Source organism: Nocardia sp. NPDC058519 (genome assembly GCF_042719755.1).
Lineage (GTDB): Bacteria > Actinomycetota > Actinomycetes > Mycobacteriales > Mycobacteriaceae > Nocardia.
In genome coordinates this window covers 388,095-406,372 of the sequence record NZ_JBHXNK010000001.1, presented here as the reverse complement: position 1 = coordinate 406,372, position 18,278 = coordinate 388,095, and the positions used below count along the sequence as shown (strand labels likewise).

At 68.8% G+C, this 18,278-nt stretch carries 6 protein-coding genes; all 6 read right to left on the bottom strand.

Annotated features, from left to right (window positions below; genetic code table 11):
• Window positions 1–33: 33 nt before the first annotated feature.
• On the bottom strand, window positions 34–939 hold the full coding sequence (locus ACFWPK_RS01810; protein ID WP_378912623.1) for a dioxygenase: 906 nt from the start codon (window positions 937–939) through the stop codon (window positions 34–36).
• Between the two features lie 86 nt (window positions 940–1,025).
• Window positions 1,026–2,120, bottom strand: a complete 1,095-nt coding sequence (locus ACFWPK_RS01805) for an ABC transporter substrate-binding protein (RefSeq protein ID WP_378912622.1) — start codon at window positions 2,118–2,120, stop codon at window positions 1,026–1,028.
• Between the two features lie 48 nt (window positions 2,121–2,168).
• On the bottom strand, window positions 2,169–2,954 hold the full coding sequence (locus ACFWPK_RS01800; RefSeq protein WP_378912621.1) for an ABC transporter permease: 786 nt from the start codon (window positions 2,952–2,954) through the stop codon (window positions 2,169–2,171).
• A complete protein-coding gene (locus ACFWPK_RS01795; protein ID WP_378912619.1) occupies window positions 2,954–3,772 on the bottom strand; it encodes an ABC transporter permease in 819 nt (272 codons plus the stop codon). The genes ACFWPK_RS01800 and ACFWPK_RS01795 overlap by 1 nt, the downstream gene beginning before the upstream one ends.
• Window positions 3,769–4,779: an ATP-binding cassette domain-containing protein gene (locus tag ACFWPK_RS01790; RefSeq protein ID WP_378912618.1), complete on the bottom strand. Its 1,011-nt coding sequence runs from the start codon at window positions 4,777–4,779 to the stop codon at window positions 3,769–3,771. The genes ACFWPK_RS01795 and ACFWPK_RS01790 overlap by 4 nt, the downstream gene beginning before the upstream one ends.
• Window positions 4,776–18,167, bottom strand: a complete 13,392-nt coding sequence (locus tag ACFWPK_RS01785; protein WP_378912617.1) for an amino acid adenylation domain-containing protein — start codon at window positions 18,165–18,167, stop codon at window positions 4,776–4,778. Before ACFWPK_RS01785 ends, ACFWPK_RS01790 begins: the two co-directional genes overlap by 4 nt.
• Window positions 18,168–18,278: the final 111 nt, after the last annotated feature.

The window sequence follows — 18,278 nt, the reverse complement described above, 5'->3', positions numbered from 1 at the left end:
CGGACGGCGGAGCGTCGGGGCGGTGTGGATCCGTCAGCGGGGCGCGGGGCCGCCGGGAGACGGGCCGCCCGGTGCATTGCCCGAGGGCGGGGCACCCGGAGAACCGTTGCCGGACTGGGTGTTCTGGGATTTCGCTGCTACGCCGATCGTGAGCGAGACCGACATTCCGGTGGCGGGTGTGCCGGTGACCGTGGCCAATTCGGCGTCCCAGCCGTCGCCGAAGACGCCGTCGGAGGACAGGGTTACGCCGGACATGTTGCGGGTGCTGTTCACATAGCCGGGGTCGGCGTCGAATACCGCGGTGCACGCGTCTTGGGGGAGGGCGATCTGGGAGGTGAGGCGGGCGTTGTCGCCTGCGACCGCGGTTGTCAGGGAGTCGTAGACCTCGAAGTGGATGTGTGGCCAGCGGCCGGCGTAGCAGGCCGGGAAGATCGAGGTGAAGCGTACGGTGCCGTCGTCGTCGGCCACTTGGACGCCGCGCAGATAGTTCTGTTCGGTGGCGCCCTCGGTGTAGAGGGAGTACCGGCCTTCGCGGTCGCAATGCCACACGTACACCGCCATCCCGGTGCCTGCCGCGTTCTCGACGAGGTCGCGCAGATTCAGCGTGAGGGTCATCGGAACACCTTGGGCGGTACCGGAATACGTGCCGAAGCTGGTGGTGATATCGGAGCGCACCACACCGGACTCGATCAGGACATTGGGTCCGTTGGAACCGTCACCGGGGTAGGGGCCCGCCGTCTCCTGCGGCGCCGCGGCCGGGGTTTCGGTCGACGCGGAAGTGGTGGCGTCGGCCGGGCTCGTGCTCGAGCCGGTGCTGTCGGTCGAGGTCGCGCAGCCCGCCGCCGCTGCCGCGACCCCGGCCACGCCGAGAAAACTCAGCGCTCGCCGACGCGACATCACTCGAAGATCGTGCCCAAGCCCCAGATCGTGCTCGCCCATTGCTGCTCCTTCGCTGCCGTGTTGTCGACCACGCTAAGCACGTGGACTGCGCCGGAGCTGCGAACACACTGGGAGGTAGCTGGGAGTCAGTCGGTGACGTAGCCGTTGAGGCTGTTGCGCAGGTCGGTGAGGATCGCGCGGGCCGCGGTGAGACCTGTTGTGTGCCAGATCTTGTCGTCGACCGCGAAGACACGTTTGTCGGTCGAGGCGCCGAGTTCTTCGAACTGGTCGGAGCGCAGGACCTGTTTGCCGTGTTTCTCGCCGTCCGGTCCGTCGAACATCACGTAGATGAGGTCGCCTTCGGCTTTGGTGGCGAGGTCGGCTTCGGTGATGTCGAAGGAGGGCCCGCGCTGGGCGGTCGGACGTTGGACGCCGACGTCGGAAAGGACTTGGGCCGCAAAGGTTTCCGAACCCTGGACCTGTGTGGTGTCGGCGGTGAAGCGCAGCACCGAAGCCTGGGACTGACGCGCGTTGAGTGCGGGGCCGAGGTCGTGGGCTTCGGTGAGGTAGTTCTGCAAGGCGGTGTCGGCGGCACCGTCGCGGTTCATGCCCGCGGCGTAGGCGGCGAAATCGGACTGCCAGCTGCCGCCCGCACCGATCAGGACGGTCGGGGCGATCTTGCTCAGTGCCTCGTAACCTCCTGCGGCCGGAGCCACGTCGCCGAGGATCAGGTCGGGCTTCAGCTCGGCGATCCGTGCCGGATCGGGCTGACCGATCGGGCCGACGCTCGGTACCTTGACGACGCCGTAACCCAGGTACATCGGCTGCGAACGATCACCGTCGAGGGTGACCGCGCCCGCGACCCGCTCCCACAGGCCCAGCGCGCAGGCCGCGTCGAGTGCCGAGGTGGTGAGGACGACGATGCGTTGCGGGTCGGCGGGAACCTGCGAGACCCCGGCGGTGTGGGTGACCGTGCGGGTCGCGCCGGAGCCCGCGTCGGGCGCGCTCGGCAACGGGCACGCGGTCGCGGTGTCGCGAGCAGCGCCGACCACGCCCGCACCCGCGATATTCGTGGTGGTGCGGATGATCGTGCTCGCGTCATCGGTTTTCTCCGCGCACCCCGCGGTGAGCACGGCGGCGCACAGCAACGCGGCAGCCACGACGAAGCCGCGCGAGCGGACGCGCCCGCCCTGCTCGGCGGTGCGACGGAATCGGGTGCGGTTTCGGGCGCTCGCCGGCATGCGCACGAGGGTACTGCGTGGCCGCCGGTGCGAGTGCCGCGGGCCGATCTACCGGCGGCTCGCGCGCCGGAAGCCGATGGCGGCGGGCACGGCGAACAACAGCACGGCGGCGCCGGACCAGACGAGGGTGAGCAGCAGCGGCCGGGCGATCGGGCCCTGATCGGACAGGCCGCGCATGGCGTCGACGGCGACCGACATCGGCTGGTTGCGCACCACCGGCTGAATCCAGGTCGGGAAGGCCACGAGCGGCACGAATCCGGTGCTGAAGAACATCATCAGCGTGGTGAGGATCGTGATGCCCTCGACCAGCGAGGCCTTCGCGGTGTAGACGGCCACGGCGGTGACGATGGTGGCGAAGGCGAGCCCGAACACCACCGGGACCAGCATGAACACCAGCGCGGCCAGTGGCCCCTGGTGGAAGCGGAAGCCGAGCCCGAAGCCGACGATCACCACCGCCACGGCGCCGAGCAGGATGCGGCAGCCCTCGGCGAGGATGCGCGAGACCAGCCCGGAGGCACGATGCACGGGCAGCACCCAGAATCGGGCAAGCAGGCCCGCGTCGCGTTCGCGGCCGAGCAGCACACCGCTCGCGATGGCACCGGACAGCGCGCCGACGAGGGCGACCATCGGGACCGAGCCGTAGAGGGCATCGCCACCGGTGAACTTCTCGATCTGACCGCCCACCACGATGTCGAGCATCACCAGCAGCAGGCACGGGATGAGCAGGGTCTCGAGCAGCGTGACCGGATTGCGGGCCCAGCGCACCAGCAGCCGTTCGGTCTGGATCAGCGTGTGCCGGATCAGCGACCCCGCCGACGTCTCCAGCTCTGCCATCAGGCCCTCCTCGAACTCAGCCGGATGGCCACCGGTGCGCAGAGCGCCACGATGGCGGCTAGCCAGAGCAGCGACGGGCCCATCAGCGCCAGGCTCGCCGTTCCGGCATTGCCCAAGGTGTCACCGGCCAGCGCGCGCAGAACTATCGCGAATTGAGAAACCGGCTGGTTGCGGACGAACCATTGGATCCACTGCGGGAACTGGCTCGCCGGTGCCAGACCGGTCGAGAGCATGCCGAAGATCAACGGTGGCAGCACCAGCGCCTGCGAGGTGGTTTCCGGGCTCTTGGACAGCGTGCCGATCACGTCCGCGCCGAGGGTGAACGCGAGACCGATGAGCACCGAGAACGCCAGGAAGCCGAGGGTGTGCGCGGCGTCGAGCCGGAATCGGAAGCCGATGACATAGCCCGCGGTGACCGCGGCCGCCAGTGAGACGAGCAGCCGGAACAGGTTGGCCGACATCCGCGCCGCGACCGGGACCAGCGGGCGCAGCGGCATCGCGCCGAAGCGGCGGTTGAGGCCTGCGACGGAATCGGAGGCCGAGCGGAAGGCCGCCGAGATGGCGGTGAACGCCGCGGCCTGCAGGATCACCAGCGGCATCATGTACTGGGCGTAGCTGCTGAAACCGTTGCCGGAGAACGTCATCACGGTTTTCAGCGGGATGTAGAAGCTGGCCGTGAAGGCCGCGGGTGCGAACACCGATGCCAGGAACTCGCCGGATTTGATCGAGGGCACGATCAGCCGGGTGGTCAGCACCCACCACTGCTGGAGGGTGTCGGGCACGGCACGGGCATCGGTCTGCCACGTGGTGGCAGTCATGAGGAAACCCTCGCTGCGGTCTCCGACGAGGCGAGATGGCCGGTGAGCTGTAGGAACACATCGTCGAGCGAGGGCCGCCGCAGGGCGATGTCGACGAGTTCGACCGAAGCGCTGTCGAGTCGTCGCAGGGCCTCGGCGAGCGTCTTGGCGCCGTCGGGCGCCGGGATGGTGATGCGATCCGATTCGGGGGTCAGCGCCGCCAGGTTCTCCGCGGGCAGCAGCGAGCCGAGCGCGGTGACGATGGCGGGCAGCCCTTCGAGATCCAAGGGCACGATCTCGCAGTAGCTGCCGCCGGTGCGGTGTTTCAGCTCGTCGGCGGTGCCGGAGGCGATCACCACGCCTTGGTCGATCACGATGATCTGATCGCTGAGCGCATCGGCTTCCTCCAGATACTGGGTGGTGAGCAGGGTGGTGATACCCGCGGTCTTGAAGCTGCGCACCAGGTCCCAGACACCCTGTCGGCTGCGGGGGTCGAGGCCGGTGGTCGGCTCATCGAGGAAGACCACATCGGGCCGCACCACCAGCCCGCAGGCGATGTCGATGCGGCGCCGCATGCCGCCCGAGTAGGTGCCGACGCGCCGGTTCGCCGCTTTTTCCAGATCGAACTCGCCGAGCAGTTCCCTGGCCCTCGCCTGCGCCGCCGACTTGCGCAGGCCCATCAGCCTGCCGAACATGACGAGGTTCTCGTAGCCGCTGAGCATGTCGTCGAGCGCGGCGTACTGCCCGGTCAGCATGATGCGTTTGCGGACCGCGGCCGGATCGGCGACGACGTCGTGTCCGGCGACCGTCGCCCGCCCGCTGTCGGGTGTGACGAGTGTGGACAGGATGTTCACCATGGTCGTCTTGCCCGCGCCGTTGGGGCCGAGGATGCCGAGCACCTCACCGGGGGCGGCCTCGAAATCGACACCGCGCAGGGCTTGGACGTCGCCGAAGGACTTCTCGATCCCTTCGACAACGACACCACCGGTGCGCGGGTTGCTCTGCACGAGAGTGTGATCGACGCTCATATCCGGTCTCCTGCTTCCAAGTGGTCGTCGAGCAGTGGCGAGATGACTGACAGTGCATAGGGATTGGTCATGTCGTCGTGGGTCACATCGACGTCGTGGTTGGTGATGTCGCCGGTGACGTAGGGCCGCCAGCCGTCCGGCCCCATCCATTCGGCGGGGTCGACCGTGGCGCTGAAATAGACGACGTCACCGTCGTAGACCGGCCGCTGATATCCGGTCCGCGTGCCCGCGGAGGCGTTGTAGGAGCCCGCCATTCGCTCGATGGTCGCCGCGTCGATGAGCTCGATCCCGCCGAGCCGGGCGGTGATGAGCTCGGCGGCTTCCTCGGCGGTCGATTCGGCGGGGACGTCGTCGATGCCGAAGATGGCGCCGAAGGTATTGATGAAGGCGCCCGCCGAGAGCCGCTCGATGGTGTCACCGTCGATGTCGGCGGTGTCGGTGTCCAGGAGTGCGACGACCCCGACCCGCTCGCCCGCGGCGGCCAGTTCCACGGCCATCGCTTGGGCGATGAGGCCGCCGAAGGACCAGCCGAGCAGGTGATAGGGGCCGGTCGGCTGCACCGCGCGGATCTCGCGCACGTAGCGCCGGGCGAATTCCTCGATCGAGCGTGCCGATGGTTCGCGACCGCTGAGATCGGGGGCCTGGAGTCCGTAGATCGGTCGGCCCGGTCGTAGCTGTTCGGCCAATCCCAGGTAGCTCCACGACATTCCGGAGGAGGAATGGACGCAGAACAGCGCGGGCCGATCCCCGCCGGGGCGGATCGGCAGCAGCACGTCGAGTCCGAGACCTGCCTGCCCCGGCTCCGCGAGCGCCGCCGTGTGGGCTGCCATGGCGGCTGCTTCGTCGGCCGAAGCGGCTTGGGCCGCAGGGGTTTCGGCAAATCGAGCTGCCGCCCCGAGTGCCTCGACCCACAGAGTCGCGAGTTCGGCGACATCTTCGCGGGCCAAAATCTCTGCCGCGTAACCGAAGTCGGCCTGTAGGCGGTTGCCGACCACCATGGCGTTGATATCGATCGCCGACATGATCGGTATCTCCGGATGCTCGGCCGCCTCGAGCTCGCCGAGCGCGTCGGTGGGTAGCCAGCCGAGACCTTCCAGGCCGGTGGGTGTGTCGACGGAGGTGTGCCTGCCGAGGTAGTTCACACAGATCTGGCCGGGCAGACGCGCCGGGAGTTGTTCGGCTGCTTCAGGATTCAGGTAGCGCAGGAGCCCGAATCCGATGCCCTTGTCCGGGACCTCGGCCAGGTCGTGCTTGACCCGGCGGATGGCCGTGCCCATCGCCGGGCCGCCCGCCAGCGCGTCCTCGATATCGATGTCGACGAGATCGAGCCGCACCGGGTACAGGTTGGTGAACCAGCCGATGGTCCGCGACAGGTCGGCGCCGGGCACGACTTCTTCCTGTCTGCCATGTCCTTCCAGACGCAACAGTGCAGAGGGTTCGTCCACACCTCTGCGGGCCCGCCAGCGCACCAGTGCCAGCGCCAGAGTGGCGAACAGCGCGTCGGTGACGCTGCCGTGGAACAGGCGGGGCAGGGTGGTGAGCAGGGCGGTCGTGGTGTCCTGATCGACCTCGATGTCGAGGCGGCGAACCGTCCGCGCCTGATCGGTGGCCGGATCGAGGTGGCGGGTGCCGAGCAGCGGGTCGGGGCCGTTCACCACCCGTTGCCAGTACGGGAGTTCGGTCAGGCGGCGCTCGGAACGGGCCTGCTCGGTCAGGGCATACGACCAGCGCCGCATCGAGGTACCGATATCGGGGAGGACCGGTGCGGCGCCCGCGGATACCTGGGCCCAGGCGGCGATCAAGTCCTGCACCAGGATTCGCCACGACACGCTGTCGATCGCGAGGTGGTGTGCCACGACGATCAGACGTCCGGGCCGGGTGTGCGAACCGGCATCGCCGACCGGATCCAGCCACACGAATTGGAGGACCACGCCGTCGGCCGGGTGCAGGCGGTTCATCGCGGAGTCGAGCTCGGTCTGCGCGTATTCACGCAGCTCGACCGGGTCGGTGCCGGCGTCGAAGGCCGTGCGGTGCACGAGTGCGTCGACGTCGATCGAACCGGAGTCGGCCACGCGCAGCCGCCAGCCGTCCTCACCCACCCACAGGCGCGCCCGCAGCATGTCGTGTCGGTCGATCACGGCGGTGAGGGTGGAGACGAGTTGCGCGCGATCGATGCCCACCGGCAGTTCCAATACCGCGGTTTGGGCGAACCGGTCGAAATCGCCGCCGCGTTCGATCATGTACCGCACGATCGGGGTGAGTGGCAGGTCACCGGTGCCACCGCCGGGCAGTTCCGGGAGCGCCTCGACCGTCTCGGTGGCATCGACGGCCGCGCCCAGCGCCGCGACCGTGCGGTGTTCGAAGACCTGCAGTGGTGTGCACTGCACGCCGCGCAGCTTCGCCTGGGTGACGAGCTGGATGGCGAGAATGCTGTCGCCGCCCAGGGCGAAGAACGAATCGTCGATACCGACCTGGGCGCGGCCGAGCAGTTCGGCATAGACCTCGGCGAGCACCTGCTCGGTCGGCGTTTCCGGTGCGCGGTACGGGGTGTCGTCGGTGACGAACACCGGTTCCGGCAGAGCTTTCCGGTCGAGCTTGCCGACCGCGTTGATGGGGATCTCGTCCAGCACGACGAAGGCGGCGGGCACCATGTAGGCGGGCAGTGTGTCGGCTGCCAGGGCTCTGACGTGTGCGATGTCGAGGTCGGCGCCGGGCATGCGCACCAGGTACGTGGCCAACGCGGTGGCACCGGTCGGCCCTGGAACACCCAGTGTCACAGCGAGATCGACACCGTCGATGGCGCCGAGCACCGCGTCGATCTCGCCGAGCTCGATGCGCTGACCGCGCACCTTCACCTGGAAGTCGGTGCGGCCGAGGTACTCCAGTGTCAATCCGGTGGGTGAACCGGCAGAACTATCCGAGCCGGGGGGGTTGTCGGACCCGGCGAGACTCACGGACCGAGTGGGGCCGACGGTGCGCGCGGCGCTATTGGTACGGATCCACCGCACCAGATCGCCTGTGCGATAGAGGCATTCGCCGGGGCGTCCGAACGGGTTGGCGACGAACCTGGTCGCCGTCAAGCCTGCCCGGGCGTGGTACCCCCGCGCGAGGGCGGTGCCCGCGAGGTACAGCTCACCCGCGACACCGACTGGCACCGGGCACAGGCGGTCGTCGAGGACGAGGGCTGCCGCACCTCGAACTGGTGAGCCGATGGTGACCGGTTCCGCAGCCGACAGCGGCTCGGAACCCGTTGCCCAGATGGTGTATTCGGTAGGGCCGTACAGGTTGACCATCGTCCGTGCGCCCGCACCGCCGCACCAGCGCGCGACCAGATCGGGGCCGACCGCCTCACCCGCGACCGCGAGCACACGCAGGCTCGACACCTCGGCGGGATCGATGGTGGCCAGTGCCGACGGCGTGATCACCATGTGGGTCACCGACTCCGCGGCGATCAGCTCCGCGAGCGGTGCACCACCGAAGACATCCGGCGGGGAGATCACCGAGGCGCCGCCGCAGCCGAATGCCATGAGTGCCTCGAAGATCGACGCGTCGAAGCTGGGGGAGGCGACCTGGAGCACTCGGGAACGCTCGTCCAGCGCGAGGTCGGTTCGCTGGGAGGCGACCAGGTCGGCCAGGCCGCGGTGGGTGACGGTGACGCCCTTTGGGGTGCCGGTGGAGCCGGAGGTGTAGATCATCCAGGCCGGGTTCTGGACTCTGATCGGGACCGGAAGCTCCTCGGGGGTGATGTCGGCGTCGTCGGTGGCATCCAGGCGGGCGGCGAAGTCGGCGTCGTCGAGGATCAACCAGTGGGTGGTATCGGAGAGCTGCGGCCGATACGCGGCGAGCGTGATCCCGACCTGTGCGCCGGAGTCGGTGAGCATGTGGTCGATGCGGTCCGCCGGATGCTTCGGGTCGACCGACAGGAACGCCGCGCCGACTTTCGCCGCCGCCCAGAGACCCGTGTGCAGTTCGGCGCAGCGTGGGAGACCCAGCGCGACAACAGTTTCTGTGTGGGCTCCCGCCTCGATCAGCGCCCTGGCCAGCTGATTCGACCGTGCGTTCAGAGTGCGGTAGGTGGTCGTGTCGGGCGTCGTGGCCGTGACAGGCCTGGGCTGTGTCTCGGAGGCTTTTGTGGTTTCGGAGACCAGAGCGGGCCGGTCGGGGAAGGTCGCGGCGGTGGTGGCGAGCAGGTCGGCCAACGTGGTCGTTCCGGCGGTGGCGGGGCCGCGCACCGGAATCAGCTCCGCGCGTTCGGATTCGGCGAGGATGTCGATGTTAGTGAGGCGGATGTCGATGTCGGTGAGGACGGTGGCGAGCACCTGGCGCCATCGGGTCGCGAAGGTGGCGACCGTGCTCGCGTCGAACAGGTCCGTCGCGAAGGTCAGGACACCTTCGATGCCTTCCGGTCCTGTTTCGCCGAACCGTTCGCGCAGGTCGAGGGTGAGGTCGAAAGCCGAGGAGCGGCGGTCGAAGTCCTCGACTTCGAAGCGGAGTCCGGGCAGTTCGAGCACCGGCTCGATGAAGTTCTGCAGCGACAGCGACACCTGGAACAGCGGGTGGTGGGCGGTCGACCGGGTGGGGTCGAGTGCTCCGACGAGCTGTTCGAACGGCACGTCGGCGTGGGCGAAGGCGTCGAGGTCGGTGGTGCGGACGGTGGCGAGCAGCTGCCGGAAGCCGGTGCCGGGGTCGACCGGTGTGCGCAGGGCGAGGGTATTGACGAACATGCCGACGAGGTCGTCGAGCGCGGCCTCGCCGCGACCCGCGATCGGGGTACCGATGACGATATCGCCGGTGCCGCCGAGTCGGGCCAGCAGAACCGCGAAGGCGGCGTGGACCACCATGAAGACGCTGACATTGTTCGCGGCGGCGAAGTCGATCAGCGCGCGGTGCGTCTGTTCGTCGATGCTGAATTCGACGTCGTCGCTGCGCATCGTCTGGACCGCGGGGCGGGGGCGATCGGTGGGCAGTTCCAGCACATCAGGTGCGCCGGCGAGGGTCTCGCGCCAGAATTCGATCTGCTGTGCCGCAACGGATTCCGCATCCGATCCGCTGCCGAGCAGCTCGCGATGCCACTGGGCGAAGTCGGCGTACTGCACGGCGAGCGGAGGTCGCGTGGGGGCCGCGCCCGACACCCGGGCCGAGTAGGCGGCCACCAGGTCGGCGGCCAAGGGCGCCATCGACGCGCCGTCGGCGCTGATGTGGTGCACCACGAGGACGACAACATGCACCGGGGCAGCGTCTTCGGTACCCACATCGAGACGGAACAGACCCACTCGTAGCGGGGCCTCGCGGGTGAGGTCGAATCCGGATCCCGCCAGTTCGTTGATCCGATCCCGCAGTGGCGCACCGTCTTCGGTGTCGATCAGTGGCATCGCGGGGGTGGCGGTGTCGATGCCGACGATGACCTGGCGTGGGCCTTCGGCATCGGCGGGGTAGCGCGTGCGCAGGCTTTCCTGGCGTTCGACCACGTCGGCGAGCGCCCGGCGCATGGCAGCGACATCCAGGGTTCCGGTGAGGCGAAGGGCGATCGCGATGTTGTAGGCCGACGACTCCGGGTCGAGCTGGTTGAGTACCCACATGCGCTGCTGGGCCGGGGACAGCGGGATGCGGTCGGGGCGCAGGCGCGGGGCCAGTGCCGGTCGGCCCGCGGTGCCTTCGGCGGCGGGGACGACTCGCGACGCCAGTTGGGCGACGCTCGGTGCGTCGAACAGATCGCGCAGGGCGATGGTGGAACCAAGAGCCGAATTGACCCGGGCGATAACCTTTGTCGCGCTCAGCGAGTTGCCGCCGAGCTCGAAGAAGGACTGGTCGACGCTCACCCGTTCGCTGCCGAGTACGTCGGCGAACACCTCGGCGACGGCCTGTTCGATCGGCGTGCGCGGCGCGAGATAGGACTGCCGAGTCGCCGTGAAGTCCGGTATCGGAAGGGCTTTACGGTCCAGCTTGCCGACGGGAGTGAGCGGGATATCTTCCAGGACAACGACATAGGCGGGCACCATGTATCCGGGCAGCTCCGCCGCGACCTGCGCGCGCAGTGTTTCGGTGTCGAGTTCGATGCCCGGCACGGGAAGTACATAGGACACGAGCACGGTGGCGCCCGCCGGTCCTTCGCGCCCGATCGTCACCGCGTAGTCGACCTCCTCGGCACGCGAGAGCACCGCGTCGATCTCGCCGAGCTCGATCCGCAGGCCCCGGATCTTGACCTGGAAGTCGCTGCGGCCCAGATATTCCAGCGTGAGCGCGGCGTTCCCGCCCGCGACCCAGCGCACCATGTCTCCGGTCCGGTACATGCGTTCCCCGGCGATACCGAAGGGGTTGGCGACGAACCGGCTCGCGGTCATCTCGAACCGGTTGAAGTAGCCACGCGCCAGCGCGGGCCCGGCCAGATACAGCTCGCCGGCGATGCCGACCGGCACCGGCCGCAACCAGCTGTCCAGCACCACCAGCGCCGCGCCGCGAATCGGTCCGCCGATGGTCACCGGCTCGCCCGCGACCAGCTCGGCCGGTCCGGTAGCCCAGATGCTGAACTCGGTAGGGCCGTACAGGTTCACCATCCGCCTGCCCGCGGCCCACTTCTCGATGAGCTCGGGCGTGGCCGCCTCACCGGCCACCGAGAGCACCCGCAGATCGGTGAGGTCGGTGGGCTCCATCGTCGCCAGCGCCGACGGGGTGATCACCGCGTGGGTGACCCGCTCGGTGCGCAGCAGCGTCTCGAGTTCGGTGCCGCCGTACACCTCCGGCGGTGACACGACCAGCCGTCCACCTGCCGCGTGCGCGGTCAGCATTTCGAAGACGGAGGCATCGAAGCTGGGGGAGGCGACCTGAAGTGCGCTGGCGGACGGATCGAGCGCCAAGGTTTCACGCTGGGCGGCAACGAGATTCGCGATGCCACGGTGGCTGAGCAGCACCGCTTTGGGCTTGCCGGTGGAACCGGAGGTGTAGATCAGGTAGGCGGTGTGGTCGATGTCGACGGGGCCGCCGCGTTCGGCGTCGGTGATCGGCGCATCGGAGACCAGCATGGCGCGGCGCATGGTGTTCAGATCGTCGAGCAGCAGCCAGTCGATGGACCCGGGCAGGTCTTCGCCGGTGGCCGTCACAGTGACGCCGATCGGGGCCTTCGAATCGGTGAGCATGTGCTCGATCCGCTCCACCGGATAGCTCGGATCCAGTGGGACGAACGCCGCACCGGTCTTGGCCAGCGCCCACACGGCGACCACGGATTCCAGCGACCGGGTCAGCGCGAGCACGACGAATATCTCGGGGCCGATCCCGCGACCGAGCAGGACCCGGGCGAATCGATTGGACCAGGCGTCGAGTTCGCCGTAACTCATCCGCAGCTCGCCCGCGCTGACCGCGATCGCGTCGGGATCGATCCGCGCGCCCGCCGTCAGGATGTCGGCGAGCGTGCGCATCGGCAAGGTTGGCGGGCCGTGAACCGGTGCGAGCGAGGCCAATTCGGTGTCGCTGCACGGCCGCAGCTGGGACACCACGGCATGCGGGTTCTCGGCGAGCTGGGCGAGGAGGCGGATGAACCGGTCCAGGAGTGATTGCGCCGCAGTGCGTTCCAGCTGATCGGCCATGAATTTCAGGGTGATGCGCAGGGCGTCGCCCGCACCGGCTTCGCCACGTAGCGGAATCACCATGAGGTTCAACGGGTATGGCGTCGCGTCGGTGCCCTCGACGTCGAGCACCCGCATGCCCGCGATATCAAGGGCTTGGGACAGTGCCTCGCGATCGATGGGGTAGGACTCGAAAACGGTGAGGGTGTCGAACAATTCGGCCAGACCGACGGTTCGGTGGATGGCGGCCAGGCCGACGTGCTGATGGTCCATGAGCCGCGCCTGCTCGGCTTGCACGCGGGCCAGCAGGTCGGAAACCTTCTCCGATGGATCCAGCGTCACCCGGACCGGAACGGTGTTGATGAACAGCCCGACCATCTCCTCGACACCGGGCAGCTCCGGCGGCCGACCGGACACCGTGGCGCCGAACACCACATCGGTGCGGCCGGTGAGCATGGCCAGCAGCATCGACCAGCCCGCCTGGACCAGAGTGTTCATGGTCGCCCCCGCCTCCCGGGCGGCCGACTCGAGGACCGCGACGGTGGCGGCGGACAGATCCTGCGAGAGCATCGCGGTCTCGGTCGATTCGATCCCGGCGAGCGTGGGCACGGCGCGAGTCGGGGTGTCGATTCCGGCCAGCGCCTGTTTCCACGCGGCCAGCGAGGCTTGGGAGTCCTGATCTTCGAGCCAGGACAGGAATTCGCGGTAGGACCGGGCGGGCGGCAGCATCGACGCGTCGCCCGCGGTGACGTACAGCGTGAGCAGTTCCCGCACCAGCAGCGGCGTCGACCAACCGTCCAGCACCAGATGGTGATTGGTCATCGCGAGCCGGAAGGTCTCCGGTGCGGTCCTGATCAGGGTGAAGCGCAGTAGCGGGGGACGGGTGAGGTCGAAGCGGGTCAGCGCGTCGAGTTCGATCGTCCGGTCGAGTTCGCGTGCGCGCTGCTCGTCGTCGGTGATGTCGGTGAGATCGACCTCCCGCCAATGGATCTCGGCGGCGGACAGGACCAGTTGGCGGGGGCCGTCGTCGGTCTCGACGAAGGACACGCGCAGGTTCTCGTGCCGATCGATGAGCGCCTGTGCCGCGCCGCGCAGCCGGGTGGCGTCGACGGTGCCTGCCAGGGTGAGCAGCGATTGGACGGTGTAACCATCGGCGGTATCGGAGTCGTAGAGCGAGTGGAACAGCAGACCGTACTGCAGCGGCGAGAGCGGCCAGATATCTGTGAGCTTCGGATAGGCGTGCTCCCAGCGCTCGATCTGGGATTGATCGACCGTGACGAGCTCGAAGTCCGAGGGGGTACGACCACCCGCCTCGCCGGAGCCGGCATGGGTGACGAGCGCGTGCAGGGCCTGCGACCACAGGTCGGCCAGCTCGCGCACGTCGGCCTCGTCGAGCAGCCTGCTCGCGTAGGCCCAGGTGACTTCCAGTCCGGCCTCGGTCAGCACCGCGTTGATGTCGACGACGGCGGCCAGCGGAGCGCGGTCGTCGTTGGTCGCGGCGAAGCGCCGCGGTACCCAGGGATCGTCGCCGGTCACCGCCCTACCGAGATAGTTGAAGCTCAGCTGGGGAGTCGGCGCGTTCGCCAGCGCCGCGGCGGTCTCGTCGTTCAGATAGCGCAGCAGCCCGAAGCCGACACCGCGATCGGGGACCGCCCGCAGCTGCTCCTTGGTCGCCTTGATCGCCGAACCCGCCGCAGGGCCGCCGGTGAACGCGTCGCCGAGATCGATCTCCGCCAGGTCGAGCGCCACCGGGTACACGCTGGTGAACCAGCCCACGGTGCGCGCGACATCGGCACCGGGCAGCAGGGACTCACTGCGGCCGTGGCCTTCCAGCGTCAACAAGGCGCCGGTGCGGTCGCGCCACCGGCACACCGCCATGGCGAGTGCCGTGAGCAGCACATCGTCCGCGCCGCAGTGGAATTGCTCGGGCACGGTGTGCAAGACGGTGTGTGCGATGTCCGCGGGCACCGTTGTCTGCCACTGCGCCATGGTGGCGACCACGTCGAGGGCCGGATCGAAGGACGTGGTCTCCGCCGTGGCGGCGGCCTGATCGGAGGTAGCCGAGGAGTCGGTTGTGACCCTGTCAGGGTCCTGACCGCTGGCCCGGGTGAACGAGGGGTCGGGTGTGGCGAGGATTCGCTGCCAGATCGGCAGTTCGTCGAGGCGGGTCGCGGCGTTGTCGGCCTGGCCGTGCGCCCAGCGGCGGAAGGACGTGCCGACGGGGTCGAGCGCACCGCCGTAGGCCGCAGTGGCGAAGTCCGGCAGCAGGATTCGCCACGAGACACCATCGGTGACCAGGTGGTGCAGAACCAGCCAGCACAGCGGGGCGGCATCGGCGCGTTCGATCACGACGGACCGGGCAACGGCGCCCGTGGTGGGATCGAGCAGATCCGCGGCATCCTGCAAGGCGCGTTCGACCGCGTCCTCGGTGTCGGCGCCGACCACCTCGAGCAGCGTCTCGGCGTCGACCGAACCACGTTCGGCGACAACCCATTCCCAGCCATCCGGTGTTCGGCGAAGTGAAGAGCGGAGCAGATCGTGATGATCGAGCAGGACCTGTAGCGCCACCGCGAGCCTCGAGCGGTCGATGTCGGCGGGCAGCCCGATCAGGACGGCCTGACCGTAGCGGCCCCAGGTGTCGCCGTGCTCGATCATCTCGTGCACGATCGGAGTGAGTGCCACCTCGCCGACACCGCCACCGGGCAGCTCCTCCACCACGTGGACCTCGGTCTCGTCGGCGACCGCGGCCAGCGCGGCGACCGTCTTGCGTTCGAAGACATCGCGGGCGCTGAACGAGATACCGGCGGCCTTCGCGCGCGAGACCAGCTGGATGGAAACGATGCTGTCGCCACCGAGGGCGAAGAAGCTCTCGTCGACTCCGACGGCGTCGAGTCCGAGTACCTCGGCGAAGAGGGTTGCCAGGGCCTGCTCACGCGGCGTCGACGGCGCCCGGCTGGTGACGGTGCGGGCGCTGAAATCCGGTGCGGGCAAAGCCTTTCGATCCACCTTGCCGAGCGGGGTGAGCGGAACCTCGTCCAGAACCATCACCACGGCGGGCACCATGTACGCCGGAAGTCGTTCGCCGACCGCGGCTTTGACGGCCTCGGGATGGACCTCGGTACCCGGCTCGGTCGTGACATAGGAGACGAGCGCGGTCGCGCCGGTGGCGGTCTCGACGCCGAGGGTGATCGCGAAATCGATCTCGGGACGCTGCTGCAGGGCGGCATCGATCTCGCCCAGCTCGATCCGGTAGCCGCGCACCTTCACCTGGAAATCGCTGCGGCCCTGGTAATCCAGGGTGAGCCTGCCGTCGCCGTCGGTCCACCGCACCAGGTCGCCGGTGCGATACATCCGCTCGCCCGGTGCGTGCGGATTCGCGACGAACCTGCTCGCCGTCAAGCCGCTGCGCCGGTGATAGCCACGCGCCACGCCGGGGCCCGCGAGGTACAGCTCGCCCACGGTGCCCGCCGGGACCGGTCGCAGCCACGGGTCGAGCACCAGGCCGGACACGCCACGGACCAGGCTGCCGATGGTGACCGGGGCGCCGGGGACCAGCGGTTCGCTCAGGGTCGTGGTGATGGTGGTTTCGGTGGGTCCATAGCCGTTGATCAGGGCGCGCCCGGCCCACTTCGATACCAGCTCCGGCGGGCACGCGTCACCACCGACCACGATCGTGCGCAGGTCGGGCAGGGTCGCGGGGTCGAGGGAACCGACGACGGCCGGGGTGACATTGAGATGGGTGACGCGATGCGTGCGCAGCACCCGCGCCATCTCCTCGCCCGCGTAGGCCGACGGCGGGACCACCGCGAGGGCCGCGCCGGCGGACAGGGTCACCAGAATCTCCTCGACGGAGATATCGAAGCTGGGCGAAACCGCGTGGGCGACAACAGAGTCGGAGTCGACGCCGAACCCGGCACCCGAACTCGCGACGAGATTCGCCAGGCCACGGTGTGAGACCAGGACGCCCTTGGGTAGTCCGGTCGACCCGGAGGTGTAGATGATGTAGGCGACCTGATCGGGCTCGATCGCGGCGGTCCGCTCGGCATCGGTGATCGGGGCGGCGTCCTGTGCGGCGAGGTGCGCGACGGTGGCTTCGTCGTCGAGTGCGAGCCAATCGACCTTGTCTGGCAAGGACTTACAGACCTCGGTGACGGTCACACCGGTGACGACGCCGCTGTCGTCGATCATGTGCTCGATCCGGTCATCGGGATAGGTCGGATCGATCGGTACGAACGGCGCGCCCGTCTTGGCCACCGCGATGGTCGCGAGCACCGACTCCGCGGAGCGCGGAATGGACAGCGCGACACCATGTTCGGGGCCAGCGCCCGCGGCGATCAGCAGGCGGGCCAGCCGATTCGTGTAGTCGTCGACCTCGCGGTAGCTCAGCGTGTCGCCGGTGCCCCAGCGCAGGGCAATCGCGTCCGGGTCGATCGCGGCGCCCGCGGCGAGGATCTCGGGCAGGGTCTTCGTCTCCACCCCGGCCGGACCTCGCGCGGGCACCGAGGCGGCCTGTTCGGCGACCGAGAGCACGGGCACCGTCGACAGCGGAGCATCGGGCCCGGCGACGAGGAACCGGTGCAGGAACATCAGGAAGCGATCGTGGTGGGCCGCCAGATCGGCGTCGCTGTAGAGGTTTCCGTTGCCCTGGAGATCGATGTGGGTGCTCTCGCCGCCCACACCCGGGTACACGTTGACGAACAGATCGTCGATCAGGCCAGAGGTGAGCACATTGAGCCGCCCGACGACCGGGCCGAGGGCGATCCTGGTGTCCACCATCATCAGATTCACGGCAGGACCGAACGACGCCGCCTCGTCCATCGCCCAGCCGAGATCACGGACGATGTCCTCCTGGCGATAGCGCTGACGTCGCAACGCGCCGGTCAGCTCGGCCTGGACCGCGAGGATCACCGCACCGACGGTCGTCGTGGGATCGAGGGTCACCCGCAGCGGTACGACATTGGCGAGCATGCCGCCCGAACGGCGCAGTGTCGCCGAGGTCCGCGCGGACACCGGCAGGCTCAAGACCACTTCCGGCGCGCCGGTCATCGCGGCGAGATAGGCGCCGAACGCGGCGACCACCGTGGGCGCGACCCCCGAGTTCACCGCCGCGGCAACGGAATCCAGCAGCACGGTCGTCGCCGCGGGCAGTGCTCCGGAGACCCGGTTGGGGTGGCCGTCGACCTCGGCGGCACGGCCTGCGAGGGTCACCGGATCGGCCAGGTCGGCCAGGTGATCGCGCCAGTACTCGCGGTCGGCCGCGAAGCGGTCGGAGGTCCGGTAGGCCAGATCGGCGTCGACGATCTTCTGCAACGGCTCGGCCTTGGTCGGCGGCGGCTCGCGGCCGTCGAAGGCGGCGTTGTAGAGCTCGCCGGTGCGCTGGACCAGGGCGAGCGCGCCCATCCCGTCCAACACGATGTGGTGCATACGCGAATACCAGAACCAGCGGTCCTCGGCGACCCGCAGCATGGCCAGGCAGACCAATCGGTCGCGCATCACATCCAGTGGTGCGGTGTACTCGGCCCGCATCCAGGCGTGCGCGGCCGCTTCCGGGTCGGGGCGGTCCCGGAGATCCACCTGGACGATGTCGTCGTCGAGGGTCAGGTCGACGATCTGCTGCGGCTGGCCGTCGACGTCGACCAGCCGCAGGTAGCCGGTGCCGAACTCGCGGCCGGTCCGCCGGACCGCCTCGGTGAGCAGCATGAGGTCGCTCGCGCCGGACAGTTCGACGTACTGGGCGATGGAGATGGGGGTATCGCCCGCGATGTGCTGGGCGAACCAGATGCCGCGCTGGGCGGCGGACAAGGGAAAAGGGCCGTCTGGTGCGATCATGAGCGAACCTGCGTTCTCATGTCTCGAGCTGGGCGTTCACGAAGGTGTCCCCGACGGTCGGGCAGCTACCTGGTTGGTAGTACTCGCCGTTGCGTACTGCGCTCTCTGTTC

Excerpts from the sequence above, each read along its gene's own strand:
- ACFWPK_RS01810 (WP_378912623.1), bottom strand. The coding sequence starts at position 939 with ATGGGCGAGCACGATCTGGGGCTTGGGCACGATCTTCGAGTGATGTCG.
- ACFWPK_RS01805 (WP_378912622.1), bottom strand. The coding sequence starts at position 2,120 with ATGCCGGCGAGCGCCCGAAACCGCACCCGATTCCGTCGCACCGCCGAG.
- ACFWPK_RS01800 (WP_378912621.1), bottom strand. The coding sequence starts at position 2,954 with ATGGCAGAGCTGGAGACGTCGGCGGGGTCGCTGATCCGGCACACGCTG.
- ACFWPK_RS01795 (WP_378912619.1), bottom strand. The coding sequence starts at position 3,772 with ATGACTGCCACCACGTGGCAGACCGATGCCCGTGCCGTGCCCGACACC.
- ACFWPK_RS01790 (WP_378912618.1), bottom strand. The coding sequence starts at position 4,779 with ATGAGCGTCGATCACACTCTCGTGCAGAGCAACCCGCGCACCGGTGGT.
- ACFWPK_RS01785 (WP_378912617.1), bottom strand. The coding sequence starts at position 18,167 with ATGATCGCACCAGACGGCCCTTTTCCCTTGTCCGCCGCCCAGCGCGGC.